Raw genomic sequence first — 24,340 nt, 5'->3', positions numbered from 1 at the left:
ATGCGAATTATTGTCTACGGTAGTTTACGGCGCAAACAAGGTAACAGTCACTGGATGACTGACGCTCAGCTTTTGGGTGAATATGACCTTGATGGGTATGAAATGTACAATTTGGGCCATTATCCCGCGGTCATTCCCGGTGAAGGTCAGGTGCATTGCGAGGTTTATCGGATAAACTCAGCCATCATGACCGAGCTGGATGAACTGAAGAGTAATACCAAAGATTATAAGCGTGAGCTAATTCAAACGCCTTTTGGCAGCGCCTGGATTTATCTCTATCGCCTGAGTGTTGCAGGATTGCCGCGGATTCGAAGCGGTGACTGGCTCAAACGCCACGAAGAACACGAAGAAAAGTGATTTGAAAGTAAAAAAACACCGCTCATTGAGCGGTGTTTTTTTATGGGGCAGCGGCAAGAATTACTTCTTGGCCGCGCGCTCGAAAGAAGCAACGATTTCAGCTTTCGCTGCTGCTGCATCTTCCCAACCGTCAACTTTAACCCATTTGCCGGTTTCCAGATCTTTGTAGTGTTCAAAGAAGTGTTTGATCTGCGCTTTCAGCAGCTCTGGCAGATCTTGCACGTCTTTAACGTGATCGTATTCTTTAGTCAGTTTGCTGTGCGGAACGGCAACCAGCTTGGCATCTTCGCCCGCTTCGTCAGTCATTTTCAACACACCAACTGGACGGCAACGAACCACTGAACCCGGCTGTAATGGGTAAGGCGTTGGAACCAGAACGTCAACCGGGTCACCGTCTAAAGACAGGGTGTTGTTGATGTAGCCGTAGTTGCACGGGTAGAACATGGCGGTAGACATGAAACGGTCAACGAACAGAGAACCGGTTTCTTTGTCGATTTCGTATTTAATTGGATCGGCGTTAGCTGGGATTTCGATCACAACGTAAATATCTTCTGGCAGGTCTTTACCTGCTGGTACTAAGTTCAAGCTCATGTCGGTTTCCTTTTATCAAACCAGAAATGGAGTGCCGGCTATTATAGCCAACTCTTTTCTTAATTCCCGTCCTTTTCACATCTGGATAATGGAGGTATTAGCTAAATTTGGCTGAACAAGCCGCGTAGAAATCTCGTCATTGCCTAATCGTATCTATTTTCACCTGTTTTACTCGCCATAGCTCAAGAAGGTATCGGGTACGCCGATAACTTATCTAAATAATATGCCTGCTCACTTTTAGTTAACGCTTTGTAATCTTCATTCTTCGCAGATAACCGGGAAAAAAAGATGTTAAAAAAGATTACCGTAAAGACCGGGTTGATCGCCCAGTTGAGTTTGATGTCGTTGATTTTATTAGTTGTTAGCGTAATTGGTATCAACTCCATTCACGAAAGCTCTAATTCTTTGCGGATCATTAATCAGATTCAGGGAGAGGAGCTGGGGGCGTTATCCAATAGTTTTAATGCGACGTTAAGTGCCAGAGCCGCGGCTGCCTTGGCCGTCAGGCAAATGGAAATCGGCCTGATTGATGAATCCCAGAAAACGGCCAACAAAATTGAAGCCGATTTGGCCCAATCTCAGCAGGAAATGAAGCGCTTTATTGCGGCGGTCACTGCCAGAGGGGAAGGGGAAGACCTGGCGAATAATATTCAAAAAAGTTATAAATTCTATCTCGAGCAAGGCGTGTTTCCGATGCTGGAAGCGATCAAAGCAGGTAAGGCGGACGATTACTATGAAGCGCTGGAAAACCGGATTTCCAGCATCAGCGGTGCTTTCGATGGAGATGTGCAGCAATTCCGCTCTTATGCGCTGAATGCAGGCCAGCAGCAAATTGAGCAAGCCAATAGCGCGGCACACATTAAAGTTGCCATTATTGTCGCTTCGGGGCTGATAACTTTATTTTCCGCGATAGTTGCCTGGTTTGCTTTGCAAATTATTATTCTGCGTCCGTTGGAGCAGTCTATTCATCAATTGGAGTTTATTGCGGCCGGAGATCTGACCCATAGTATTAATGGCGAAGGTAAAACCGAACTGGCGCGCTTGGCCATGGCTTTACAGGCCATGCAGCAATCGCTGGTGGCTTCAGTGAGCCATGTCCGGGATGTTGGCGGTCAGATTGGTATCGGATCGCGGGAGTTAGCCGCAGGTAATATCCATCTCGCGCAAAGAACCGAAGAATCAGCCGCTTCGCTGGAACAAACTGCCGCCAGCATGGAGCAACTGACTTCTACGGTGAAAATGAACGCGGAGAATTCAGATCAAGCAAACCGTTTGGCTGTGAGCGTCTCTGAGATCGCTAATCAGGGGAGTTCGGTGGTTAATCATGTGATGGATAAAATGCAGGCGATCACCACCAGTTCGCGAAGGATTTCCGATATTATCAGCGTGATGGATAGCATAGCGTTTCAGACTAATATTCTGGCGCTGAATGCGGCGGTGGAAGCGGCCCGCGCCGGAGAACAGGGACGAGGTTTTGCCGTCGTCGCCGGTGAAGTCCGTAATCTGGCTCAGCGAAGCGCCCAGTCAGCCAAAGAAATCAAAGGGTTGATTGTAGAATCGCAAAGTCGGGTACGGGAAGGGGCTGATATGGCTGAGTCCGCTGGTAAAACCATGAATGATATTGCCCGCGAGGTAAGCCGGGTAACGGCATTAATGAAAGAAATATCCGCTGCGTCCCATGAGCAAAGCTCTGGTATTGAGCAGGTTAATCTGGCGATTACGCAAATGGATCAGGTAGCGCAGCAGAACGCAGCGTTGGTTGAACAGGCAGCGGCGGCAACGCGCTCGCTAGAAGAGCAGGCGGATGCGCTTGCTGCCAGCATGGCGGTGTTTAAGCTGCAGCCGGATGAAGAAACCGTGGCAGCATAAAAAACAGCGGCCGTAGCCGCTGCTTGATTCGATCTATATGGAATAATAATTAATCTGGGAACTGAGCGATAAAACGCTCTGCATCTTCCACCATAGATTTGGTACCGACGAAGAATGGCGCACGTTGATGCAGCTTCTCCGGCACGATATCCAGAATACGATTCACACCATCGGTGGCTTTACCGCCGGCTTGTTCAGCCAGGAATGCCATTGGGTTGCATTCGTACAGCAAACGCAGTTTCCCTTGCGGATGGCTGGCGGTACTTGGATAAATATAGATGCCGCCTTTCAACAGGTTACGGTGGAAGTCTGCGACCAGAGAACCAATATAGCGAGAAGTATAAGGACGCTGGGTTGCATCATCCTGCTCCTGACAATACTTGATGTATTTCTTCACGCCCTGAGGGAATTTGATGTAGTTCCCTTCGTTGATTGAATACATGCAACCGGTTGCTGGATAGCGAACTTTCTCATGGGATAAACAGAAAACACCCAGCGATGGGTCGTAGGTAAATCCGTGAACGCCGTAACCGGTAGTGTAGACCAGCATGGTGGATGAACCGTAGACCACGTAGCCTGCCGCAACCTGAGCGCTGCCCGGCTGAAGGAAATCTTTTTCTGTGACGGGTTCGCCGATTGGCGTAATGCGACGATAGATAGAGAAAATAGTACCGACCGAGACATTCACATCAATATTAGAAGAGCCGTCTAATGGGTCCATCAGAACCACATATTTGGCGTTCTCTGCTCTCTCACCTTCGAAAATAACGATGTCATCTTCTTCTTCAGACGCGATACCCGCAACTTCGCCACGCGCTTTAAGAGCGGCTTTCAGCTTCTCATTGGCATACAAATCCAATTTCATCTGAACTTCACCCTGCACATTTTCAGCGCCGCTGGTACCGAGAATATCGACCAGACCTGCTTTATTGATGTCGCGGTGAATGATTTTAGCGCCTAACTTGATAGCTGACAGTAATGCAGTTAATTCGCCTGTGGCGTGAGAGAAGTCTTGCTGTTTCTCGACGATAAATTCGCCTAACGTTTTCATGACACAATCCCTGAATCTACGGTTGAACATCGAATTACTAACAAACCACTTACAATATGCTCGCAGTGTAGCCCAAAGCTAAGATTGATTCATAGGCAATTCCATTTCTTCTCTCGGATTCTGAGCGGTAGAATAGCCGCAAACTCGATGCAATCAGACGGAAACATTTATGCGCATTCATATTCTTGGTATTTGCGGCACGTTTATGGGGGGGCTGGCAATGCTGGCGCGCTCATTGGGGCATGAGGTCACTGGGGCCGACGCTAACGTTTATCCACCGATGAGTACCTTGTTAGAGAACCAAGGGATCAGTTTGATCCAGGGATACGATCCGGCTCAGCTCGATCCTGCACCGGATCTGGTGATCATCGGTAATGCGATGACTCGCGGCAATCCTTGTGTCGAAGCAGTTTTAGAACGCGGTATTCCTTACGTTTCTGGCCCGCAGTGGCTCCACGATCAGGTTCTGCCTGAGCGCTGGGTTATTGCGGTCGCAGGCACTCACGGTAAAACCACCACCGCCGGTATGGTGACCTGGATTCTGGAAGCCTGTGGCTATGAGCCAGGCTTTGTGATTGGCGGTGTACCGGGTAATTTTGACGTTTCTGCCCGTTTAGGTAACAGCCCATTCTTTGTGATCGAAGCCGACGAATATGACTGCGCCTTCTTCGATAAACGTTCCAAATTCGTTCATTACAGCCCACGCACGCTGATCATGAACAATCTGGAATTCGATCACGCAGATATCTTTGACGATCTTAAAGCGATCCAGAAGCAGTTCCATCATCTGGTGCGTTTGGTGCCCGGGAAAGGCAAGATCATCCTGCCAGATAACGACAACCACCTGAAACAGGTGATGGCGATGGGGTGCTGGAGTGAGCAGGAATTTGTGGGCGAAACCGGCAGTTGGTCAGCGAAGAAAGTCACGGTCGATGCCAGCGCTTATCAGGTATTCCTGGATAATGAACTGGTTGGCGAAGTCAATTGGTCGCTGGTAGGTGAACACAATATGCATAACGGGCTGATGGCCATTGCTGCCGCTCGGCACGTTGGTGTACAGCCAGCCAACGCTTGCCGCGCTCTCGGTGATTTTATCAATGCTCGTCGCCGTCTTGAGCTACGTGGCGAAGCCAACGGCGTAACGGTTTATGATGATTTTGCTCATCATCCAACGGCCATTCTGGCTACTTTAGCTGCGCTGCGTGGCAAGGTTGGCGGGACAGCGCGGATTTTGGCGGTGCTGGAACCTCGCTCAAACACCATGAAAATGGGGCTGTGCAAAAATGAGCTGGCGCCGTCACTCGGCCGGGCTGATGAAGTCTTTCTGTTCCAGCCACAGCATATTCCGTGGCAGGTGGTGGAAGTGGCCGAAGCCTGTATTCAACCGGCTTCATGGAGTGCTGATATTGATACGCTGGTAGAAATGATCGCGAAAACCGCTCAGCCGGGCGATCACATTCTGGTCATGAGCAACGGTGGTTTCGGCGGAATCCATAGCAAACTGCTGGAAGCGCTGGAGAAAAAGGCGCATCAGCAGCTATTGAACTGATTTAGATAAAAAAAGCCCCCGAAAGGGGGCCAAAGGGTTCGCTGGATAGGACAGCGAGGGATTATCTAGCATTGCTCTGTCTTACTTTTTTCTTGCTCTTGCTCAATAGACTTATGTTCATCTGTTTATAGTTAAAAGATTATTGAGCAAGCTTGTCTGTTTGGGATTTGCCGCTTAAAACACCGTGCATTCGCCCTTATTTGTAAATCTTGGCTGTTGCATGCCAGCCATTTTCCTGACGCATTTCAATGATTTTATACGCTGTAGCGCCTTTGCTATCGGCTTTGTCGGCCAGTGCCTGAGTAATATCAGAAGGCGCGCCGGTGATGCCACTCACGCTGATGGTTCCCATATCGGTCAGGCTGTTAGTTTGAGCATTATTAACAGACTCGGCGGCTGAAGCGCCAAACGCGATAACGGAAAATAAGCCTAGTGCAGCGATGGTATTTTTGATTTTCATGATCTCTTCCTAAAAATAGCCAACAACCAGAAAGCATTATTATCGATTCTGCTACTTAGAGGCTGTTGTTTTGATTGTGTTTCTATTCTGACTGAATCTGGTAAGGCGATGCGCCAGGTCAGAATTTACTGGTAGATTTTTGCTGTAGCGTGGAAGTTGCCGTCTTCGCGAGCTTCGATAACCTGATAAGCCTTGGCGCCTTGTGCATCTGCTTTGTCAGACAGTGCCTGACGAATATCTGAAGGCGTCCCATTCACACCGCTAACAGTAATGGTGCCAACCGATTGTAAGTTAGCCGCTTGGCTTGCGTTGATTGAATCGGCTGCAAATACGCCAAATGACAGTGCAGAAAGAACGCTTAATGCTGCTACGGTAGTTTTAATGTTCATGTTATGGCCTCTTAATATTCTTTTATTAGTTTGCGTAAATGTGATTTACGTCACGAAATGAGTATACATCTAGTCACCCGAAACATTAATAGCTGACTAATAATATTTGGCGTGACTTTAATGTGAGTTATTAGTTTTTAATAACCAAACGGAATAAAAATCGATCAAAAAATGAGTGATTGAGGCAAAAAAGTAGATATTTCAAATGAGTGGGTGTTTTTGACCAAAAGTGCGAAAATTTTAGCGTGTATTCGCTGTTTAATGAAAAAGGGTCATTTTCCGTGCCGGTTAGATGAGAAAATCCAGTGATATTCACTACATGCAGTATGCCTCTTGGGAAATAGCTCAGAGGCTAGTTATATCTATAGGATGATAACGAGCAAAAAAGCGAAGCTGCATGGCTTGGAAAGGATGGCTGATGCAAGGTAAAGGAAGATGACTAAGGGAATAGGCTGTCGCAGATCGAAGATGGCAAAGGGATTGAAATGCAGAGTATGTACTGTAAAAGGCCAATAGAACCTTGATTCTACTGGCCGCGATCTGATTGGCTGGGATTACAGCTCTTGGTCGAATAAACCTAAAATGGCGTCATGCAGCTGTTTAACACTAAAGCCTTTAGCTGGCGTGGTGAAAATTGTGTCATCTCCGGCAATGCTACCCAGGATGCCTTCGGCTTTCCCTAATGAATCTAGCAGGCGGGCGATAAGCTGAGCAGCACCAGGGCTGGTGTGAATCACCACGACAGAATCATTATAATCTACGTCGAGAACCAGATTTTTCAGCGGGCTGCTGGTCGTTGGAACTCCCAATTCTGCTGGCAGACAGTAAACCATCTCCATTTTCGCATTACGGGTTCTAACGGCACCAAACTTGGTCAGCATGCGTGATACTTTGGATTGGTTAATGTTTTCAAACCCTTCCTCCTGCAATGCCAAAACAATCTCGCCCTGAGAACTGAATTTTTCCTCTTTCAATAACGCTTTAAACGCTTTGATAAGGTCTTCTTGTTTTGCGGGATTTCGCATTTTTCACCTGGGGGAATGGAGAGTTAGGAAGCCAATTATGCATTTAAATGAATTTTTATTCAACATTAGCATGCGTAGGAAGTAATAAAAGCTCTTATATCAAAGCAGATGACAATTTAGCGTAAATATATCTCTAACTATTATGCCTAAGCTTAATGCATAGCAATCAAACAGTCGTGATAAAAATGTTATTAAAATGATGTTGTTCTGATGTTATGGAAGGGTGTAATGTAACCGCCGATTAACCTGTTGTGGATGCTTAAATTATTTTTAGAAGAATGTGCGCTATATCATTAATCGATAAGCGAATTACTCTAAAATAAGCCGACTTCACACCCGTTTTTAATGCGTGATCTCTCAATCTGACTGTTAATAGATTGTGTTTAAAATCGCAATAAACTAAGGTGCGTAAATAGATGAATTCACGGCAAATTTAAATTATATATAACAAGGAGTATAGGATGAAAGTTGCAGTTCTCGGTGCCGCTGGTGGTATCGGCCAGGCCCTCGCTCTTCTACTCAAGACTCAGCTTCCTTCAGGTTCAGACCTTTCTCTGTACGACATCGCTCCGGTTACTCCGGGTGTAGCTGTAGATCTGAGCCACATCCCTACGGCAGTCAATATTAAAGGTTTTAGCGGCGAAGACGCTACCCCAGCTCTGCAAGGCGCTGATGTAGTTCTGATTTCTGCCGGTGTAGCCCGTAAACCTGGCATGGATCGTTCGGATCTATTTAATGTTAACGCTGGGATCGTTCGTAATCTGGTTGAGCAAATCGCTCGTACTTGCCCAAAAGCATTGATCGGTATTATCACTAATCCAGTGAACACCACCGTAGCTATCGCGGCTGAAGTACTGAAAAAAGCTGGGGTATACGACAAGAACAAACTGTTTGGTATCACCACTCTGGATACCATTCGTTCAAACACCTTCGTTGCTGAATTGAAAGGCAAGCAGCCTCAGGATATCGAAGTGCCGGTTATTGGTGGTCACTCTGGCGTGACTATTCTGCCATTGCTGTCACAGATTCCTAGCGTGAGCTTCACCGAGCAGGAAGTTGCCGACCTGACCAAACGTATCCAGAATGCGGGTACTGAAGTCGTTGAAGCAAAAGCCGGTGGCGGGTCTGCAACGCTGTCTATGGGCCAGGCTGCTGCGCGTTTCGGTCTGTCTCTGGTTCGCGCTCTGCAAGGTGAAAGCGGCATTGTTGAATGTGCATATGTGGAAGGCGATGGCAAATATGCTCGCTTCTTCGCGCAGCCGATTCTGCTTGGAAAACAAGGTGTTGCTGAACGTAAAGACATTGGCAAACTTAGTGCCTTTGAGCAAAATGCATTAGAAAGCATGCTAGACGTGTTGCACAAAGATATCGAACTAGGCGTAGATTTCGTCAACAAATAACAATTGTTGATTGAAAACAGCGGGGGGTTATTTTCCCTTGACTGTTTCGTCTAAGAAGCCGCTGGTGGCAAGCACCGGCGGCTTTTTTATGTCAGTAAGTTATGACTGTGCTGAACGAATACGCGTTTTCCTATCCAGTAAGGCCCCTGTTCTAGCGTCAAAATAGCGGGAAGGCCAGATTTCCGAGGGATGAATCTCCAGACATTCCGCAATTAGCCACTCACCTTTCGGCCAGGGACGAGTCAGGGCATTGGCTAGCGTTGATGAGCTAAGACCGGCATTTCGAGACAACGCCGCCAGGGTTGTTCCTTTCTTCCGCAGTGCCGCAATAACGTCGGCAGGGTGCCAATCAGATTTCCTTAAAATCATCTTTAATCCTTTTTTTTACTAAGCTGCTGGCATGTTAGTGGTATAACTAACCGTGTATCGTTAATCATATTACGAACGAAAAGTAATCATTTAGAAACAGGATAACATCAAATTTCCAAATGATTTTCAAATATTTTCTAAAAATTCCTTTTTTGCGTGTTACCGCATAGTAGAGAAGAAAGGCTATGAAAAAAGAGTGGTTTGCTGCCAAGGAACTGACAGGTATCGCGGGGTTGCCCTCGTCTCCACAAGGAATCAACCTCATGGCAAAACGTGAGGGTTGGAAACAACGGCGTCGCCGGGGAGTTCAGGGTAAAGCGGTTGAATATCATATAGATAGTTTGCCGGTAAGCGTGCTTAGTCTGCTACGACTCAAAGAGGACCCGGTAGATTATGTCGTCACGCGACAGGAACCGATAGCGGTATGGGTAGAGGCCTACTATCAGTTAACCGAAGCGGAGCGCGACAAAATCATCAGTTTTATTTTGCGTGAAGGGATTGGTTCGTTAATGACGCGTTTAGCCATTACCTGATTAATGCTGAGCGGGGCATCTATTTTATTGCGCTGTTCGGATGCCCGAATTGTTGAGTAAATCCGAGAGTAGATCATCCATGAAGAAACAGTGGTTTTCAGCCAGGGAATTAACAGGCATCGCAGGATTACCCTCCTCGCCACAAGGAATCAACCAGATGGCCAGACGCGAAGGCTGGGAACTACGCCGCCGACGTGGAGTTCAAGGTAAAGCTATTGAATATCATGTTGATAGCTTGCCTGGGCAAGTGCTGGATATGATAAGGATGAGGGAGGAACCTGCGGAATATATCGTTGCCAGACAGGACCCTTTGCAGGTTTGGATTGAAGCTTATTACCAGTTGACGGAGGAAGAACGCGATCAAATTATTGCGTTTATTTTCCGTGAGGGCGTCGCAACATTAATGGCGCGTTTGGTTAATCGTTAGCGATAAATCAGGAAAACAACCCAGTCGTTATTTAACTTCCGGGTTGTTTCTTTAAGTTTCTCAAAAATCTCGCTGTACGGCTATATGCGCTAAACCTTCCAGCGCTAATCGATGCGGAGTTTCTGGCAATATCTGCAATGCGGCAATTGCCTTGTCAGCCTCTTCTTCCGCACGCTGACGCGTATAATCCAGAGAGCCACATTGGCGCATGGTTTCCAGAACGGGTTCCAGCAAATGGCGACCATTTCCTTCTTCAATCGCTTTGCGGATCAGGGCAGACTGCTCGGGATTCCCGTTATTCATGGCATGCAGCAGCGGCAAAGTCGGTTTACCTTCATTTAGGTCGTCACCGGTATTTTTACCGAGAGTGGAGCCATCGGAGCTGTAATCTAACAAATCGTCGATAAGCTGGAATGCAGTGCCAAGATAGCGGCCATAATCCTGCAGGGCAATTTCCTGCTCTGGGGTTGCGTCGGCAAGAATGGCGGAAGATTGAGAGGCTGCTTCAAACAGGCGGGCCGTTTTACTGTAAATCACCCGCATATAGCTTTCTTCGGTAATATCTGGGTTATTACAATTCATTAATTGCAGAACTTCACCCTCAGCAATCACGTTGGTGGCCTCTGACATCAATTGCAGCACGCGTAGAGAACCCAGACTGGTCATCATCTGGAAAGAGCGGGTGTAAATGAAATCACCAACCAGCACGCTGGCGGCGTTACCAAAGGCAGCATTAGCCGTCGCTTTACCGCGACGCATATCGGATTCATCAACAACGTCATCGTGTAATAATGTTGCAGTATGAATAAATTCAATTAATGCGGCGATAGTGACATGTTTATCGCCCTGATAACCCAGCGCTCGGGCAACCAGCACCGCAATCATGGGGCGAATACGTTTCCCGCCACCGCTGATAATGTAGTAACCCAATTGATTGATGAGCGTTACATCGGAGTTCAACTGGTCGAGAATTGTTGCGTTCACGGCCGCCATATCCTGCGCGGTTAACTCGATAATCTTTTCTAGGTTCATTGTTTTATTCAGCTGTTTTTCTCTTTAACTACGATGACATCGCCGCTAACATTATTACATGACGTTCCCTGAGACCATGATTGTACTTGAAAAACGCGTTAAATAAATGACATGTAAGAAACTGCGCTTTTTTTCTTCGTTTGCAGCTATTCTGCGCTTGTCATCCGATCCGTTTTTGCGTAGAATTCGCGCCCTAATATGAATATTTATAGTGCGCTCTGGACTACTTAAGTAGGGTGCACGGAAAGCGGAGTTTTATATGTACGCGGTTTTCCAAAGTGGTGGTAAACAACACCGAGTAAGCGAAGGTCAAACCGTTCGCTTGGAAAAGCTGGACATCGCAACTGGTGAAACAATTGAGTTTGACCAAGTTCTGATGATCGCTAACGGTGAAGAAATCAATATCGGCGCTCCTTTAGTCAATGGCGGTCTGGTCAAAGCTGAAGTAGTTGCTCACGGTCGTGGCGACAAAATTAAGATTGTTAAATTCCGTCGTCGTAAGCACTACCGTAAGCAGCAAGGTCACCGTCAGTGGTTCACTGATGTTAAAATCACCGGTATCAGCGCTTAAGTTTTAGGAGAGCGGACAAATGGCACATAAAAAGGCTGGTGGCTCGACTCGTAACGGTCGTGACTCCGAAAGTAAACGTCTAGGCGTTAAGCGTTTTGGCGGCGAAGCAGTATTGGCAGGCAGCATCATCGTTCGTCAACGTGGTACTAAATTCCACGCTGGCATCAACGTAGGTTGCGGTAAAGACCACACTCTGTTTGCTTTGGCTGACGGTAAAGTCAAGTTCGAAGTTAAAGGCCCGAAAAACCGTAAATTTATCAGCATCGAAGCTGAATAAGTTTTTCGCGTCCTGCTAATAGATGTAAGCCCTGCAATTTTGTTGCGGGGCTTTTTACATTTCTGGGTTGACCTTACCTGAGTGAAGTCATGAATACGAAACAGCAGGCCGGTTTAGGCATTCTTCTTGCGTTAACGACTGCCGTATTCTGGGGTATTCTGCCGATAGCAATGAAGCAAGTACTTGAAGTGATGGACCCTTTTACCATCGTCTGGTACCGCTTTACGCTTGCGTCTTTGGGCCTGGGATTGATTTTGGCCTCCAGACGGCAATTGCCTTCTCTCACGTTATTTCGTCAACCTCGGTGGTTGTTGTTATTGGTTATTGCCACCTGCGGTTTGCTGGGGAACTTTCTCTTTTTCAGCTCATCGCTACAGTATCTTAGCCCGACGGCGTCTCAGGTTATCGGACAGTTGTCACCGGTTGGGATGATGATCGCCAGTGTGCTGATTTTAAAAGAGCGCATGCGAATTACGCAGGTTATCGGCGCAGCGATGCTGATTTGCGGTTTGATGCTCTTTTTTAACACCAGCCTGCTGGAAATCTTTACCAGACTGACGGATTACACCCTCGGCGTGGCATTAGGCGTGTGCGCCGCTATGGTTTGGGTGAGCTACGGTGTCGCTCAGAAGGTGCTATTAAGACGCATGGCATCGCAACAGATCCTCGTCTTGTTGTACACTTTATGTGCACTGGTTCTGTTTCCGCTGGCCAAACCCGGCGTTATTTTTCAGTTAAGTGGATGGCAACTGGCGTGTCTGCTGTTCTGCGGGGTTAACACCCTGGTTGGATACGGAGCTTTGGCTGAGGCCATGGCGCGTTGGCAGGCGGCGCAGGTAAGCGCTTTAGTGACGCTGACTCCGTTGTTTACACTGATTTTTTCAAATTTATTAGCGCTGGCGTGGCCAGATATGTTTGCCGCACCTCCCCTCAATGCCGTGGGCTACGTAGGGGCGTTTGTGGTGGTGGCAGGTGCAATGTTTTCCGCAATTGGTCATCGATGGTGGCCACGGCGGACAGAAACAACCCTGGTTGCTCCGTTGAAGCAGCCCGGTGAATGATTTACGGAGAGAGACATGAAGTTTGTAGATGAAGCGGCGATTCTGGTTGTAGCCGGTGATGGTGGTAACGGTTGTGTAAGCTTCCGTCGTGAAAAATATATTCCTAACGGCGGCCCGGACGGCGGCGATGGCGGCGACGGCGGTGATATCTACCTGCTGGCTGATGAAAACCTGAACACCCTGATCGATTACCGCTTTGTGAAATCTTTCCGCGCTGAACGTGGACAGAATGGCCAGAGCCGTGATTGTACCGGTAAACGTGGTAAAGATATTACCATCAAAGTGCCGGTCGGTACGCGTGTACTGGATCAGGATACCGGTGAAGTTATCGGTGATATGACTCGTCACGGGCAGCGTCTGATGGTTGCCAAAGGCGGGTTCCACGGTTTGGGTAACTCCCGTTTCAAATCTTCGGTTAACCGCGCACCGCGTCAGAAAACCATGGGTACTGAAGGGGAAACTCGCGAACTGATGCTTGAGCTATTGCTGCTGGCTGATGTCGGTATGCTGGGTCTGCCAAACGCAGGTAAATCTACCTTTATCCGTGCGGTATCTGCGGCAAAACCGAAAGTTGCCGACTATCCATTTACCACCTTGATCCCAAGTCTGGGCGTGGTGCGTATGGATCATGAGCAAAGCTTCGTCGTTGCCGACATCCCTGGTTTGATTGAAGGGGCTTCGGAAGGCGCTGGTTTAGGTATTCGCTTCCTGAAACATTTGGAACGTTGCCGCGTACTGTTGCATCTGATCGACATCGCACCTATTGATGAATCCAATCCTATTGAGAATGCCAAAATCATTATCAATGAATTGCAGCAATACAGTGAAAATCTGGCCGAGAAGCCACGCTGGTTGGTATTTAACAAGGTTGACCTGTTAGACCAGGCTGAAGCGGAAGAACGCGCTAAGGCGATTGCAGACGCTCTGGGATGGGAGGATAAGTATTATATGATCTCGGCCGCCAACCGCGAAGGCGTTAACGCGCTGTGCTGGGACGTTATGAACTTCCTGAATACCCAACCTAAAGCTATGGCAATTGCTGAGACTGCCCCTGAGAAAGTCGAGTTCATGTGGGATGATTATCACCGTGAACAGCTGGCAGAAGTGGAAGATGAAGCGAAAGACGAATGGGATGACGATTGGAATGAAGAAGACGACGATGGCGTTGAGTTCATTTACGAGCGTTAATCTCAGACATCAGTTTTGAGCTAAAAGAGGCTGCCTGCGGGCAGCCTTTCGTTTTTTGGGCTTATTGCTGATTTGGCAACCAGCACTGGGCGTTCAATCCCTGTCGATCGCTGCGGTTCTCCAGCGACAGTTTTCCCTGATGCAACTGTGCGATTCTCAATACGATATTCAGCCCCAATCCGCTTCCACCATAGCGTTGATCCATACGGCGAAAAGCCTGCGTCAGCTCGCCAATCTGGTTCTCCTTAATCCCTGGGCCTTCGTCCAAAACCTGCAACAGTACACCGCTATCCTGCGATGTCAGTTTAACGATAATCAGGCTGTCTGAGGGGCTATAGCGGTGAGCGTTCTCCACCAGATTACGCAGCATTAAACGCAGCAGGGCGGCTTCACCTTGAATACAGGAACGTTCTGGTAAAATCCATTGGAGACGCTGTTTACGCTGCGCCGCCATTTCGGCCAGTTCTTCCCGCAACGGTTGCACCACATCCTGAATCCAGTCAAAAGTCTGATATTGTCCGCTGGCAAAATTCTGCCCTGCGCGTGACAGCATCAACAGTTGTTCGATGGTATGCATCAATAAATCGAGGCGATTAATTAGCACTTTGCTTTCCGCTATGCCATTTTTTTCCATCAATTCCAGATGAAGGCGAATGCCCGCCAGCGGTGTGCGTAGTTCGTGGGCGGCATCGGCAGTGAAACGACGTTCTTGCTGAATGGTATTGGAAAGGCGGGAAAACAGCTGATTTAGCGTGCCGGTAACGGCGACGATTTCCTGCATATCACTTTTGATAACCAGCGGGCTAAGGTTGTCCGCGGAGCGTTCAGAAAGCTTGCTCTGAAGTTGATCCAACGGGCGTATGATCCAACTGATAGCCCAAAAAGAGGCGAGGAGAGTGATGATCATCATAATCAGAGAAGGGGCCAGCAGTGAAGCGATGGCCTCCGCAATTTCTGTGTCGACTTTTTCATTTCTGACTTTGGCGGTGAGAGTTTCATCTACTAAAAACTGAATTTGTTCCTGGCTCTCATGCCACAGCCACAGCGCGCTAATTAACTGAGTGACTAATAGAATCAGCGCTAGCATCAGAATCAGACGACGACGCATGCTAATCATGATAAGACTTCCAGACGATAACCAATGCCCCGAACCGTTCGGATTCGATCTTTACCCAATTTTCTTCGTAGATTATGAACGTGCACTTCGAGAGTATTCGAGCCAAGATCGTCCTGCCAAGTATAGAGATCTTGCTGTAACAGCTCCCGATTGACGGTGTGCCCGGCGCGCATAATCAGGCGGGAAAGAATGGCAAACTCCTTCGGCGTGATTTCCAGCGGCTGTTCCTGTAGATAAACCTGTTGAGTTGCCAGATTGAGGCTCAAATTCCCTTGTTGAAGCAAATTATCACTTTGCCCCTGATAGCGGCGAATCAGAGCACGCACGCGAGCCAATAATTCTGCCAGCGCGAAAGGTTTAATCAAATAATCATCAGCGCCAGCATCCAGCCCATCGACGCGGTCTTCCAACGCATCGCGAGCTGTTAATATCAGCACTGGCAGGCTAATACTCTGGCGGCGCCATTGGCGGAGCAACACGGCACCATCCTGATCTGGCAATCCCAGATCGAGAATAACCATGCTGTACTGACTGGTGATAATCAGACCGTTGGCTTCAGCCGCGGTACTGGCGCAATCGCAGGCGTAACCCTCACTGGTGAGGGCCATGGCAATGCCTTTTTGTAACAACTCATCATCTTCGACAATCAGTAGTTTCATGGTTTTCAGTTATTCTGATAAATATCTTTGTACAGGCGGCTTTCAAATCGAACCAGCGGCGCCCGGCGGTTTTTTTGATCTTCCGGTGGAACGGCATAGCCAGACAGGAACTGGACAAACGCCATGCGCTGACCGCTGGCGGTAGTAATAAAGCCTGCCAGATTGTAGACCCCTTGCAGCGCCCCGGTTTTGGCTGACACTTTGCCATCAACCCCGGCTTCGTGCAGACCACCGCGATAGCGCAATGTGCCGTCATAACCCGATAATGGCAGCATGGAGATGAAGTTAAGTTCTTGATCGTGCTGGGCAATATATTGCAATGCCTGCATCATGGTCGCAGGAGCAATAAGATTATGGCGCGATAAGCCCGAACCATCCACCACGATGCTATTTCCGAGGTCAACTCCAGCTTTCTGACGTAAAACCTGACGTACTGCGTCAGCGCCGGCTCGCCAGGTGCCCGGTACGCCGAAACGCTGATGGCCAATAGTTCGGAAAACTGTATCGGCGATCATATTGTCGGATTTTTTCAGCATGATTTTTAGCAAGTCATGCAACGGAGCGGATTGTGCCTGCGCCAACACGCTGCCAGCCGCGCTCGGCGTAGTTTGGCGTCTTAGATTACCGTCAATCTGAATATCGGCTTTTTTTAGCTCGTCTTTCAAAATAGCACCGGCATAGCTAGCGCCGTTTTGCACCGCAAAGGCTAAGGGCAGGGGTTCGCTGCGTTGAGTCAGGCAGCCGGTAAGGGTAAAGCGGTTGAGTTCGCCGGGAACCACATCTAGTTCGCAATATTGGGCATCCGGCGAGCCTTTTGCCAGAGTGCGAACTTCGCTAAACATTTGTACGGGATAGTAAGAAGCGACGCGAATAAAGGCCATATCGCCGGGATTCGGTGCGCTGTACAGCGATACCGAGAAACAGTTGCGATCGACAATTGCGGCCGCTGGCGGTGCGCTGAAGCACTGGGTCATATCGTTCCACGGCCAGCCGGGCGCTTTATCATGGCTGGCAAAAACCGAGGTATCGATAATCAAATCCCCGGCAATTTGGCGTAGACCCGATTTTTTCAACGTTGTTACCATATTTCGCAGTTGCTGGCGGGTTAAGGTCGGATCGCCATCGAAACGGGCAATCAGATTACCGCGCAGAACGCCGTCAGTTATCGGCGCATGACTTTCCAGCGTGGTAACGAAACGAAAATCAGGCCCTAGCTGCAACAGGGCGGCTAGCGCTGTCAGTACTTTCTGAGTACTGGCCGGGAGTGCCATTTGCTGGGCGTGATAGTCTATCACCGGAGTTGTCGCCCCGATTTTTTGCACCACTAAAGCAAGATTCGCCCCATCGGGCAGATACTGCGTGTAATTTTCTACCTGCGCCGCATTGGCATTGAATACGCTGATGTTGATCGCAAAAACGCAGGCCAATTTACTGACTATTCGTGAAAAATGCATAATTTCGGTATAACTGCTGGGTAACGTACAGCCATACTACGGTGCAACGAGGGCGAAAGTAAACGATGACCCTAAAGGAACTCTACGTTAAAATGTTTATCAAAATGCAAAATCGATCCTAACTTGGAGTTTTAGCTCCGGGAGGTTTTTTTTTGTTAATCGCCTGGAGGCGGGTAGGATTTTAGGCTAGCCGTATTTTCATTCGAAAACGTCAGGATGACGATTATTTGAACAGGATAGATTTAGAGGTATTTAACAGATGAAACAGATTCCGATGACGGTACGTGGTGCAGATCAACTGCGCGAAGAGCTCGAATATTTGAAGGGCGTGCGTCGCCCAAAGATTATCGCTGATATTGCGGATGCTCGCGAACACGGCGATTTAAAAGAAAATGCTGAATACCATGCGGCTCGTGAACAACAGGGGTTCTGCGAAGGCCGTATTCAGGAAATTGAAGCGAAGTTATCTAACGCTCAGGTGATTGATATCACCAAAATGCCGAATAATGGGCGGGTTATTTTCGCTTCTACGGTTACAGTGTTAAATCTGGACACGGAAGAAGAGCAGACCTACCGTATTGTTGGTGATGATGAAGCAGATTTTAAACAAAATCTTATTTCAGTAAATTCACCGATTGCCCGCGGCCTCATCGGTAAAGAAGTTGATGATGTGGTGGTTATTCGTACTCCGGGCGGTGATGTAGAATTCGAAATTCTTAAAGTCGAATATCTGTAATACGGCTGATTTGAGCAATAAGTAAGCAGATATTTGTAAAGAAAAGAAAAAAGGCCGCAAGCGGCCTTTTATCAGAACTAAGTGCATGGCACCTTTTCTTTAAAACGAACGTCATTAACGCGGTAAAATAATCTTGCGCTCTTTCGCCGGGCGGTAGAGTACTAAAATATTACCGATAATTTGCACGTTAACTGCACCGGTTTCACGCACGATAGCATCAGCGATCAAGGTTTTGGTTTCACGCTCTTCAGCAGTGATTTTTACCTTGATAAGTTCATGATGTTCCAGTGTTTGTTCGATCTCAGCCAGCACCCCTTCGGTCAAGCCGTTATTGCCCAGCATGACTACTGGTTTTAACGGATGGGCCAGGCTTTTCAGGTGCTGTTTTTGTTTGTTATTCAGATTCATCGTCTTTTTTGCTTAAGTTGGGATTGAAAACGGTTCATTCTACCGCCATCTCATGTGTATCACCAAATCGGTCTTTTACCGGTTAGGGAGTCTACGCGAGCTAAGCAATAGATGCGCGGGCTCTTAATTAGGATAGTTGGAAAAAGAGATGGCCAATAAAAAGCGTTCAGCTAGCTCCAGTCGCTGGTTACAAGAACACTTTAGCGATAAATATGTGATTCAGGCGCAGAAAAAAGGGTTACGTTCGCGCGCCTGGTTTAAACTTGATGAAATACAACAGAGCGATAAACTCTTTAAACCCGGTATGACAGTTGTGGATTTAGGTGCAGCTCCGGGCGGCTGGTCTCAGTATGTAGTTACTCAGATCGGTGGTAAAGGTCGAATCATCGCTTGCGATCTTTTACCAATGGATCCTATCGTTGGAGTCGATTTCCTTCAAGGCGACTTCCGTGATGAAATGGTGCTGAAAGCACTGCTTGAGCGGGTAGGTGAGAAAAAAGTTCAGGTGGTTATGTCTGACATGGCCCCGAATATGAGCGGTACTCCGGCAGTCGATATCCCTAAATCGATGTATCTGGTTGAATTAGCGCTGGATATGTGTCGTGATGTATTGGCACCAGGCGGAAGTTTCCTGGTGAAAGTGTTCCAGGGAGATGGCTTTGATGAATACCTACGGGAAATTCGCTCCCTGTTTACGAAAGTTAAGATTCGTAAGCCAGACGCTTCTCGTGCGCGATCGCGAGAAGTGTACATTGTAGCGACAGGGCGGAAACTGTAGTACCCTAACGCTGTTTGTTAACACAGTTGTAATATGAGGTTAATCCCTTGAGTGACATGGCGAAAAACCTAATTCTCTGGTTAGTTATTGCAGTCGTACTGATGTCTGTATTCCAGAGCTTTGGTCCCAGCGAATCGAATGGTCGTAGAGTGGATTACTCTACTTTCATCTCTGACGTATCCCAAGATCAGGTTCGTGAAGCACGTATCAACGGGCGTGAAATTAATGTTAGCAAGAAAGATAACAGCAAATACACGACCTTTATTCCGGTTAATGACCCGAAACTGCTTGATAACCTGTTGACTAAAAATGTGAAAGTTGTTGGTGAGCCACCGGAAGAACCGAGCTTGCTGGCTTCTATCTTTATCTCCTGGTTCCCAATGTTGTTGTTAATTGGGGTCTGGATCTTCTTTATGCGTCAAATGCAAGGCGGCGGCGGCAAAGGGGCAATGTCCTTTGGCAAGAGCAAGGCGCGCATGTTGACTGAAGATCAGATTAAAACCTCTTTTGCCGACGTTGCAGGCTGTGACGAAGCGAAAGAAGAAGTTAGCGAACTGGTTGAATACCTGCGTGAGCCGAGCCGTTTCCAGAAGCTGGGCGGTAAAATTCCGAAAGGCGTATTGATGGTGGGTCCTCCAGGGACCGGTAAAACCTTGCTGGCGAAAGCCATTGCAGGGGAAGCTAAAGTGCCATTCTTTACTATTTCCGGTTCTGACTTCGTCGAAATGTTCGTTGGTGTGGGTGCATCCCGCGTTCGCGATATGTTCGAACAAGCTAAGAAAGCTGCTCCATGTATCATCTTTATCGATGAAATTGATGCAGTAGGTCGCCAACGTGGCGCAGGTTTGGGCGGTGGTCACGATGAACGTGAGCAAACCCTGAACCAGATGCTGGTTGAGATGGATGGCTTCGAAGGTAATGAAGGCATCATCGTGATTGCGGCAACTAACCGTCCAGATGTTCTGGATCCAGCATTGCTGCGTCCGGGTCGTTTCGACCGTCAGGTTGTAGTTGGTCTGCCAGACGTGCGTGGTCGTGAACAGATTCTGAAAGTCCATATGCGTCGCGTACCGCTGGATATCGATATCGATGCGTCAGTGATTGCCCGTGGTACTCCAGGCTTCTCCGGTGCTGATTTGGCTAACCTGGTCAACGAAGCTGCGTTATTTGCCGCTCGCGGTAACAAACGCGTTGTTTCAATGGTCGAGTTTGAGAAAGCTAAAGACAAAATCATGATGGGTGCGGAACGTCGCTCCATGGTGATGACCGAAGCGCAGAAGGAATCTACGGCATATCACGAAGCTGGCCATGCGATTATCGGTCGCTTAGTGCCGGAGCACGATCCGGTGCATAAAGTGACAATTATTCCTCGTGGCCGTGCGTTGGGTGTGACTTTCTTCCTGCCGGAGGGCGATGCAATCAGCGCTAGCCGTCAGAAACTGGAAAGCCAGATTTCTACGTTGTACGGCGGTCGTCTTGCTGAAGAAATCATTTATGGCCCGGAAAAAGTGTCTACCGGTGCTTCAAATGACATTAAAGTGGCTACCTCAATTGCACGTAACATGGTTACGCAATGGGGCTTCTCAGAAAAACTGGGTCCGCTGCTTTATGCTGAAGAAGAAGGCGAAGTGTTCCTCGGTCGCTCAGTGGCAAAAGCTAAGCATATGTCCGATGAAACCGCGCGTATCATCGATCAGGAAGTGAAATTGCTGGTTGAGCGTAACTATCAGCGTGCACGTAAGTTGCTGATGGAAAACATGGATGTTCTTCATTCCATGAAAGACGCGCTGATGAAATATGAAACTATTGATGCGCCGCAAATTGATGATTTGATGAATCGTAAAGAAGTTCGCCCGCCGGCTGGCTGGGACGACGCTACGAAGAATAAATCATCTGATAGTGACAATACGCCTCAGGCACCAACGCCTGTTGACGAACCGCGTACCCCAACTCCTGGCAACACCATGTCAGAACAGTTAGGTGATAAGTAAGCGGATTGTTGGCATCTAAATGCGTAGTGATTAATATAACCCCGGGCTTGCTCGGGGTTTTTCTTTTTCTGGCCGGGATAAATTGAAGTGCTTAACCATTTTTAAGGTAAATAACGATGTATTTGACTGCCAGGGATCTGACTCTTGATCTCTCACACCCTCAGGTTATGGGGATTTTGAACGTCACCCCCGATTCGTTTTCCGATGGCGGACGCCACAACGATCTCGATAATGCCCTTCATCACGCGCAGGCAATGATTGCCGCAGGTGCAACTCTGATTGATGTGGGCGGCGAGTCTACCCGGCCTGGAGCCGCTGAAATTAGCGAGCAGGAAGAATTGGATCGAGTGATTCCGGTCGTTGAAGCGTTGGCGAAACGTTTTGAGATCTTTATTTCGGTTGATACTTCAAAAGCGGCAGTGATAACCGAATCAGCCAAAGTCGGCGCGCATCTGATCAATGACGTTCGTTCTTTGCAAGAGCCGGGCGCTCTGGATGCCGCGGCCGCGACGGGCCTGCCTGTCTGCCTGATGCATATGCAAGGGCAACCGCAGAGCATGCAGCAATCCCCTCACTACGATGATTTACTGGCGGATGTGAACCAGTTTTTTGAACATCACATTGAACGTTGTGTTGCGGCAGGTATCGCAAAAAGTAAATTGTTACTCGATCCGGGATTCGGTTTTGGTAAAAATTTAGCGCATAATTACCAGTTATTGGCTCGGTTGGCAGAACTTCACCATTTTGAGCTTCCGCTTTTGGTCGGAATGTCGCGAAAATCTATGGTGGGTCAGTTACTTAATGTACCACCTCAACAGCGAGTTATTGGCAGCGTTGCCTGTGCAGTCATTGCGGCAATGCAGGGCGCGCAGATCGTCAGAGTGCATGATGTTAAAGAAACCGTCGAGGCGATGCGTATCGTCGAGGCAACACTTTCAGCGAAGGAATAGAGAGAAATTATGAGTGACCGTAAATACTTTGGTACAGATGGCATTCGCGGAAAAGTAGGTGACAACCCGATTACGCCTGAGTTTGTATTGAAGCTCGGTTGGGCCGCAGGGAAGGTTCTGGCTCGTCATGGCTCGCGCAAGATCATCATTGGTAAAGATACGCGTATTTCCGGTTACATGCTGGAATCAGCGTTGGAGGCCGGTCTGGCTGCCGCTGGTTTATCTGCGTCATTCACTGGCCCAATGCCAACTCCTGCTGTGGCTTACCTGACTCGCGCTTTCCGAGCGGAAGCGGGCATCGTTATTTCCGCCTCTCATAATCCTTTCTATGACAACGGCATTAAATTCTTCGATATTGATGGTGCAAAACTGCCTGACGAAGTAGAAGAAGCCATTGAAGCGGAGATGGAAAAGCCACTGACTTGCGTTGAGTCATCAGAATTGGGTAAAGCCAGCCGTATTGTTGATGCAGCCGGCCGTTATATCGAATTTTGTAAAGGTACCTTCCCGAACGAATTAAATCTGAACGGTTTGAAAATCGTTGTGGACTGTGCCAACGGTGCAACCTATCACATTGCGCCAAGCGTATTACGTGAACTGGGCGCTACCGTGATTGCCATAGGCTGTGAGCCTGACGGTATGAACATCAATGAAGAATGTGGTGCTACCGATGTTCGTATGCTGCAAGAGCGCGTATTGGCTGAAAAAGCACACGTTGGTCTGGCCTTTGACGGCGACGGCGACCGCCTAATGATGGTTGACCATTTGGGCAATAAAGTGGATGGCGACCAGATTCTTTATATTATTGCGCGTGAAGGCCTGCGTCAGGGTCAGCTGAAAGGTGGCGCTGTTGGTACGCTGATGAGCAATATGGGTCTGGAGCTAGCGCTGAAGCAACTCGGCATTCCTTTCGCTCGCGCAAAAGTGGGCGACCGCTACGTGTTGGAAAAAATGCAGGAAAACGGCTGGCGTATCGGGGCTGAAAACTCCGGCCATGTGATTCTATTGGATAAAACCACCACCGGTGACGGTATCGTAGCAGGTTTGCAAGTGCTAACTGCGATGGTGCGTAACGACATGAGCCTGCATGATCTGTGCAGCGGCATGAAGTTATTGCCTCAGATACTGGTTAACGTTCGTTTCTCCGGTAATCACAATCCGCTAGAGTCCGAAGCCGTTGTTGCCGTGACTCAGCAGGTCGAGGCTGAACTGGCGGGGCGTGGCCGCGTGCTGTTACGTAAATCTGGCACTGAACCATTGATACGCGTAATGGTTGAAGGCGATGAAGAGGAAGAGCTAATTAAGTCTCTGGCTCATCGTATTGCCGATGCGGTAAAAGCAGCAGGTTAATGGCTTTATTTTAGGGGGGAGGACGCCGCTCTTCCCCGTAGAATTGTCCGCAAGTTGAGTAACCTGGCTGTTTTTTCTGCAAATGAGCCCGGTTAATGAAATTGCCCTTGCGTGTATTAACCGCTTTGGTTAGTATTCACACCCGCTTAAGTGGGTGAATGAATTCCCGCTGTTATGGGTGAAAAGCATTTGGCATGCGGTGAACCCGCAAGGATACAGGTACAACTATGTACGAAGCTCTTCTGGTAATTTTCTTGCTGATTTCGATCGGGCTTGTGGCTCTGATCATGTTGCAGCAAGGTAAAGGCGCGGATATGGGAGCCTCATTCGGAGCAGGTGCTTCTGCCACTCTGTTCGGTTCGAATGGTTCCGGTAACTTCATGACCCGTATGACGGCTGTCTTGGCGACTTTATTTTTCGTCATCAGTCTGATTTTGGGCAATATGAGCACCAACCAGGGCCGTAAAGGCAGCGAGTGGGAAAACCTGGGTCAGCCAGTTAAAGCTGAGCAGACTACAGCGCCGGTAGCACCAGCTAAGCCGAGCAGCGATATCCCGCAGTAAGAAATAGTAAGTTGTTGTAACGTCGTAAGATAGTACAGAAAGAAAGTTGAAGAATGGTTGTGGCGCTTGGACAGTAAAGCAGACCATTAATATCAGTGCCGTGGTGGTGGAATTGGTAGACACGCTACCTTGAGGTGGTAGTGCCCGATTGGGCTTACGGGTTCAAGTCCCGTCCTCGGTACCAA

Annotated in this window: 27 protein-coding genes and 1 tRNA gene; 17 read left to right on the top strand and 11 right to left on the bottom strand. The window is 48.3% G+C overall.

Features of this window, described 5'->3' with window-relative positions; genetic code table 11:
* A complete protein-coding gene (locus DBA33_RS09855) occupies nt 1-357 on the top strand; it encodes a gamma-glutamylcyclotransferase (protein WP_064518419.1) in 357 nt (118 codons plus the stop codon).
* 60 nt (nt 358-417) lie between these two features.
* Here the strand turns inward: DBA33_RS09855 and ppa are convergent, their stop codons facing one another.
* The gene (gene ppa, locus DBA33_RS09850; RefSeq protein ID WP_064516082.1) at nt 418-948 is read right to left on the bottom strand and encodes an inorganic diphosphatase; all 531 of its coding nucleotides are present in this window, start codon (nt 946-948) and stop codon (nt 418-420) included.
* A gap of 288 nt (nt 949-1,236) precedes the next feature.
* Between ppa and DBA33_RS09845 the strand changes: the two genes are divergently transcribed.
* Nucleotides 1,237-2,817, top strand: a complete 1,581-nt coding sequence (locus DBA33_RS09845; protein ID WP_064516084.1) for a methyl-accepting chemotaxis protein — start codon at nt 1,237-1,239, stop codon at nt 2,815-2,817.
* A 49-nt stretch (nt 2,818-2,866) separates the two neighbouring features.
* Here DBA33_RS09845 and fbp read toward each other — a convergent pair whose 3' ends face one another.
* Nucleotides 2,867-3,868, bottom strand: a complete 1,002-nt coding sequence (gene fbp, locus DBA33_RS09840; protein WP_049599364.1) for a class 1 fructose-bisphosphatase — start codon at nt 3,866-3,868, stop codon at nt 2,867-2,869.
* Nucleotides 3,869-4,037: 169 nt separating this feature from the next.
* Here fbp and mpl point away from each other — a divergent pair, with 169 nt between their 5' ends.
* Nucleotides 4,038-5,417 (top strand): UDP-N-acetylmuramate:L-alanyl-gamma-D-glutamyl-meso-diaminopimelate ligase, encoded by a 1,380-nt coding sequence (mpl, locus tag DBA33_RS09835; protein WP_120806340.1) that lies wholly within the window; start codon nt 4,038-4,040, stop codon nt 5,415-5,417.
* A 196-nt stretch (nt 5,418-5,613) separates the two neighbouring features.
* Here mpl and yhcN (DBA33_RS09830) read toward each other — a convergent pair whose 3' ends face one another.
* The 3 genes from yhcN (DBA33_RS09830) to argR all read right to left on the bottom strand — a co-directional run bounded on the left by yhcN (DBA33_RS09830) (nt 5,614) and on the right by argR (nt 7,291).
* Entirely contained in the window at nt 5,614-5,877 is a 264-nt protein-coding gene (gene yhcN / locus DBA33_RS09830) for a peroxide/acid stress response protein YhcN (protein WP_064516088.1), read from the bottom strand.
* Nucleotides 5,878-6,002: 125 nt separating this feature from the next.
* Nucleotides 6,003-6,266, bottom strand: coding sequence for a peroxide/acid stress response protein YhcN (gene yhcN / locus DBA33_RS09825; RefSeq protein ID WP_049599371.1), 264 nt, complete (start codon nt 6,264-6,266; stop codon nt 6,003-6,005).
* A gap of 554 nt (nt 6,267-6,820) precedes the next feature.
* The gene (argR, locus tag DBA33_RS09820; RefSeq protein WP_064516090.1) at nt 6,821-7,291 is read right to left on the bottom strand and encodes a transcriptional regulator ArgR; all 471 of its coding nucleotides are present in this window, start codon (nt 7,289-7,291) and stop codon (nt 6,821-6,823) included.
* A 461-nt stretch (nt 7,292-7,752) separates the two neighbouring features.
* Here argR and mdh point away from each other — a divergent pair, with 461 nt between their 5' ends.
* A complete protein-coding gene (gene mdh / locus DBA33_RS09815) occupies nt 7,753-8,691 on the top strand; it encodes a malate dehydrogenase (RefSeq protein ID WP_064516092.1) in 939 nt (312 codons plus the stop codon).
* Nucleotides 8,692-8,790: 99 nt separating this feature from the next.
* Here the strand turns inward: mdh and DBA33_RS09810 are convergent, their stop codons facing one another.
* Nucleotides 8,791-9,060 carry a helix-turn-helix transcriptional regulator gene (locus DBA33_RS09810; protein ID WP_064516094.1) on the bottom strand — a complete coding sequence of 90 codons (270 nt, stop codon included), beginning with the start codon at nt 9,058-9,060 and terminating at the stop codon, nt 8,791-8,793.
* Nucleotides 9,061-9,245: 185 nt separating this feature from the next.
* On the opposite strand from DBA33_RS09810, the gene DBA33_RS09805 reads away from it, so the two are divergent.
* Entirely contained in the window at nt 9,246-9,593 is a 348-nt protein-coding gene (locus tag DBA33_RS09805) for a DNA-binding protein (protein ID WP_049599381.1), read from the top strand.
* 79 nt (nt 9,594-9,672) lie between these two features.
* On the top strand, nt 9,673-10,020 hold the full coding sequence (locus DBA33_RS09800) for a DNA-binding protein (RefSeq protein WP_064516097.1): 348 nt from the start codon (nt 9,673-9,675) through the stop codon (nt 10,018-10,020).
* Nucleotides 10,021-10,080: 60 nt separating this feature from the next.
* Here DBA33_RS09800 and ispB read toward each other — a convergent pair whose 3' ends face one another.
* On the bottom strand, nt 10,081-11,052 hold the full coding sequence (ispB, locus tag DBA33_RS09795; protein ID WP_064516099.1) for an octaprenyl diphosphate synthase: 972 nt from the start codon (nt 11,050-11,052) through the stop codon (nt 10,081-10,083).
* A gap of 259 nt (nt 11,053-11,311) precedes the next feature.
* On the opposite strand from ispB, the gene rplU reads away from it, so the two are divergent.
* The 4 genes from rplU to cgtA all read left to right on the top strand — a co-directional run bounded on the left by rplU (nt 11,312) and on the right by cgtA (nt 14,149).
* Nucleotides 11,312-11,623: a 50S ribosomal protein L21 gene (gene rplU / locus DBA33_RS09790; protein WP_004722998.1), complete on the top strand. Its 312-nt coding sequence runs from the start codon at nt 11,312-11,314 to the stop codon at nt 11,621-11,623.
* Between the two features lie 19 nt (nt 11,624-11,642).
* Nucleotides 11,643-11,900, top strand: a complete 258-nt coding sequence (rpmA, locus tag DBA33_RS09785; protein ID WP_002210179.1) for a 50S ribosomal protein L27 — start codon at nt 11,643-11,645, stop codon at nt 11,898-11,900.
* A gap of 89 nt (nt 11,901-11,989) precedes the next feature.
* Nucleotides 11,990-12,961 carry a DMT family transporter gene (locus DBA33_RS09780; protein ID WP_064516101.1) on the top strand — a complete coding sequence of 324 codons (972 nt, stop codon included), beginning with the start codon at nt 11,990-11,992 and terminating at the stop codon, nt 12,959-12,961.
* A gap of 15 nt (nt 12,962-12,976) precedes the next feature.
* On the top strand, nt 12,977-14,149 hold the full coding sequence (gene cgtA, locus DBA33_RS09775) for an Obg family GTPase CgtA (RefSeq protein ID WP_064516103.1): 1,173 nt from the start codon (nt 12,977-12,979) through the stop codon (nt 14,147-14,149).
* Between the two features lie 61 nt (nt 14,150-14,210).
* Here cgtA and pmrB read toward each other — a convergent pair whose 3' ends face one another.
* From pmrB to dacB, 3 genes are read right to left on the bottom strand one after another with little or no spacing between them, the layout of a single operon-like run.
* On the bottom strand, nt 14,211-15,266 hold the full coding sequence (pmrB, locus tag DBA33_RS09770) for a two-component system sensor histidine kinase PmrB (protein ID WP_064516105.1): 1,056 nt from the start codon (nt 15,264-15,266) through the stop codon (nt 14,211-14,213).
* On the bottom strand, nt 15,263-15,925 hold the full coding sequence (gene pmrA / locus DBA33_RS09765) for a two-component system response regulator PmrA (protein ID WP_064516107.1): 663 nt from the start codon (nt 15,923-15,925) through the stop codon (nt 15,263-15,265). The genes pmrB and pmrA overlap by 4 nt, the downstream gene beginning before the upstream one ends.
* Before the next feature lie 5 nt (nt 15,926-15,930).
* Nucleotides 15,931-17,379, bottom strand: coding sequence for a serine-type D-Ala-D-Ala carboxypeptidase (dacB, locus tag DBA33_RS09760; RefSeq protein ID WP_064516109.1), 1,449 nt, complete (start codon nt 17,377-17,379; stop codon nt 15,931-15,933).
* 259 nt (nt 17,380-17,638) lie between these two features.
* Between dacB and greA the strand changes: the two genes are divergently transcribed.
* Nucleotides 17,639-18,115 (top strand): transcription elongation factor GreA, encoded by a 477-nt coding sequence (gene greA, locus DBA33_RS09755; protein ID WP_064516111.1) that lies wholly within the window; start codon nt 17,639-17,641, stop codon nt 18,113-18,115.
* A gap of 114 nt (nt 18,116-18,229) precedes the next feature.
* Here greA and yhbY read toward each other — a convergent pair whose 3' ends face one another.
* The gene (gene yhbY, locus DBA33_RS09750) at nt 18,230-18,523 is read right to left on the bottom strand and encodes a ribosome assembly RNA-binding protein YhbY (protein ID WP_049599408.1); all 294 of its coding nucleotides are present in this window, start codon (nt 18,521-18,523) and stop codon (nt 18,230-18,232) included.
* Nucleotides 18,524-18,671: 148 nt separating this feature from the next.
* On the opposite strand from yhbY, the gene rlmE reads away from it, so the two are divergent.
* The 6 genes from rlmE (at nt 18,672) to DBA33_RS09720 (ending at nt 24,339) form a co-directional block, all read left to right on the top strand.
* On the top strand, nt 18,672-19,301 hold the full coding sequence (rlmE, locus tag DBA33_RS09745) for a 23S rRNA (uridine(2552)-2'-O)-methyltransferase RlmE (RefSeq protein WP_064516113.1): 630 nt from the start codon (nt 18,672-18,674) through the stop codon (nt 19,299-19,301).
* Between the two features lie 56 nt (nt 19,302-19,357).
* On the top strand, nt 19,358-21,292 hold the full coding sequence (gene ftsH / locus DBA33_RS09740) for an ATP-dependent zinc metalloprotease FtsH (RefSeq protein ID WP_064516116.1): 1,935 nt from the start codon (nt 19,358-19,360) through the stop codon (nt 21,290-21,292).
* 116 nt (nt 21,293-21,408) lie between these two features.
* Nucleotides 21,409-22,242 (top strand): dihydropteroate synthase, encoded by an 834-nt coding sequence (folP, locus tag DBA33_RS09735; protein WP_064516118.1) that lies wholly within the window; start codon nt 21,409-21,411, stop codon nt 22,240-22,242.
* 9 nt (nt 22,243-22,251) lie between these two features.
* Entirely contained in the window at nt 22,252-23,592 is a 1,341-nt protein-coding gene (gene glmM, locus DBA33_RS09730) for a phosphoglucosamine mutase (RefSeq protein WP_064516120.1), read from the top strand.
* Nucleotides 23,593-23,819: 227 nt separating this feature from the next.
* Nucleotides 23,820-24,155, top strand: coding sequence for a preprotein translocase subunit SecG (secG, locus tag DBA33_RS09725; protein ID WP_064516122.1), 336 nt, complete (start codon nt 23,820-23,822; stop codon nt 24,153-24,155).
* A gap of 97 nt (nt 24,156-24,252) precedes the next feature.
* Nucleotides 24,253-24,339, top strand: a tRNA-Leu gene (locus tag DBA33_RS09720).
* The last annotated feature ends 1 nt before the right edge of the window (nt 24,340 follow it).

It is taken from the genome of Yersinia sp. IP36721 (assembly GCF_003634395.1).
Taxonomy (GTDB): Bacteria; Pseudomonadota; Gammaproteobacteria; order Enterobacterales; family Enterobacteriaceae; genus Yersinia; species Yersinia entomophaga.
This window is presented reverse-complemented; position numbering and strand designations above follow the sequence as displayed.

Excerpts from the sequence above, each read along its gene's own strand:
- DBA33_RS09855 (WP_064518419.1), top strand. The coding sequence starts at position 1 with ATGCGAATTATTGTCTACGGTAGTTTACGGCGCAAACAAGGTAACAGT.
- ppa (WP_064516082.1), bottom strand. The coding sequence starts at position 948 with ATGAGCTTGAACTTAGTACCAGCAGGTAAAGACCTGCCAGAAGATATT.
- DBA33_RS09845 (WP_064516084.1), top strand. The coding sequence starts at position 1,237 with ATGTTAAAAAAGATTACCGTAAAGACCGGGTTGATCGCCCAGTTGAGT.
- fbp (WP_049599364.1), bottom strand. The coding sequence starts at position 3,868 with ATGAAAACGTTAGGCGAATTTATCGTCGAGAAACAGCAAGACTTCTCT.
- mpl (WP_120806340.1), top strand. The coding sequence starts at position 4,038 with ATGCGCATTCATATTCTTGGTATTTGCGGCACGTTTATGGGGGGGCTG.
- yhcN (WP_064516088.1), bottom strand. The coding sequence starts at position 5,877 with ATGAAAATCAAAAATACCATCGCTGCACTAGGCTTATTTTCCGTTATC.
- yhcN (WP_049599371.1), bottom strand. The coding sequence starts at position 6,266 with ATGAACATTAAAACTACCGTAGCAGCATTAAGCGTTCTTTCTGCACTG.
- argR (WP_064516090.1), bottom strand. The coding sequence starts at position 7,291 with ATGCGAAATCCCGCAAAACAAGAAGACCTTATCAAAGCGTTTAAAGCG.
- mdh (WP_064516092.1), top strand. The coding sequence starts at position 7,753 with ATGAAAGTTGCAGTTCTCGGTGCCGCTGGTGGTATCGGCCAGGCCCTC.
- DBA33_RS09810 (WP_064516094.1), bottom strand. The coding sequence starts at position 9,060 with ATGATTTTAAGGAAATCTGATTGGCACCCTGCCGACGTTATTGCGGCA.
- DBA33_RS09805 (WP_049599381.1), top strand. The coding sequence starts at position 9,246 with ATGAAAAAAGAGTGGTTTGCTGCCAAGGAACTGACAGGTATCGCGGGG.
- DBA33_RS09800 (WP_064516097.1), top strand. The coding sequence starts at position 9,673 with ATGAAGAAACAGTGGTTTTCAGCCAGGGAATTAACAGGCATCGCAGGA.
- ispB (WP_064516099.1), bottom strand. The coding sequence starts at position 11,052 with ATGAACCTAGAAAAGATTATCGAGTTAACCGCGCAGGATATGGCGGCC.
- rplU (WP_004722998.1), top strand. The coding sequence starts at position 11,312 with ATGTACGCGGTTTTCCAAAGTGGTGGTAAACAACACCGAGTAAGCGAA.
- rpmA (WP_002210179.1), top strand. The coding sequence starts at position 11,643 with ATGGCACATAAAAAGGCTGGTGGCTCGACTCGTAACGGTCGTGACTCC.
- DBA33_RS09780 (WP_064516101.1), top strand. The coding sequence starts at position 11,990 with ATGAATACGAAACAGCAGGCCGGTTTAGGCATTCTTCTTGCGTTAACG.
- cgtA (WP_064516103.1), top strand. The coding sequence starts at position 12,977 with ATGAAGTTTGTAGATGAAGCGGCGATTCTGGTTGTAGCCGGTGATGGT.
- pmrB (WP_064516105.1), bottom strand. The coding sequence starts at position 15,266 with ATGATTAGCATGCGTCGTCGTCTGATTCTGATGCTAGCGCTGATTCTA.
- pmrA (WP_064516107.1), bottom strand. The coding sequence starts at position 15,925 with ATGAAACTACTGATTGTCGAAGATGATGAGTTGTTACAAAAAGGCATT.
- dacB (WP_064516109.1), bottom strand. The coding sequence starts at position 17,379 with ATGCATTTTTCACGAATAGTCAGTAAATTGGCCTGCGTTTTTGCGATC.
- greA (WP_064516111.1), top strand. The coding sequence starts at position 17,639 with ATGAAACAGATTCCGATGACGGTACGTGGTGCAGATCAACTGCGCGAA.
- yhbY (WP_049599408.1), bottom strand. The coding sequence starts at position 18,523 with ATGAATCTGAATAACAAACAAAAACAGCACCTGAAAAGCCTGGCCCAT.
- rlmE (WP_064516113.1), top strand. The coding sequence starts at position 18,672 with ATGGCCAATAAAAAGCGTTCAGCTAGCTCCAGTCGCTGGTTACAAGAA.
- ftsH (WP_064516116.1), top strand. The coding sequence starts at position 19,358 with ATGGCGAAAAACCTAATTCTCTGGTTAGTTATTGCAGTCGTACTGATG.
- folP (WP_064516118.1), top strand. The coding sequence starts at position 21,409 with ATGTATTTGACTGCCAGGGATCTGACTCTTGATCTCTCACACCCTCAG.
- glmM (WP_064516120.1), top strand. The coding sequence starts at position 22,252 with ATGAGTGACCGTAAATACTTTGGTACAGATGGCATTCGCGGAAAAGTA.
- secG (WP_064516122.1), top strand. The coding sequence starts at position 23,820 with ATGTACGAAGCTCTTCTGGTAATTTTCTTGCTGATTTCGATCGGGCTT.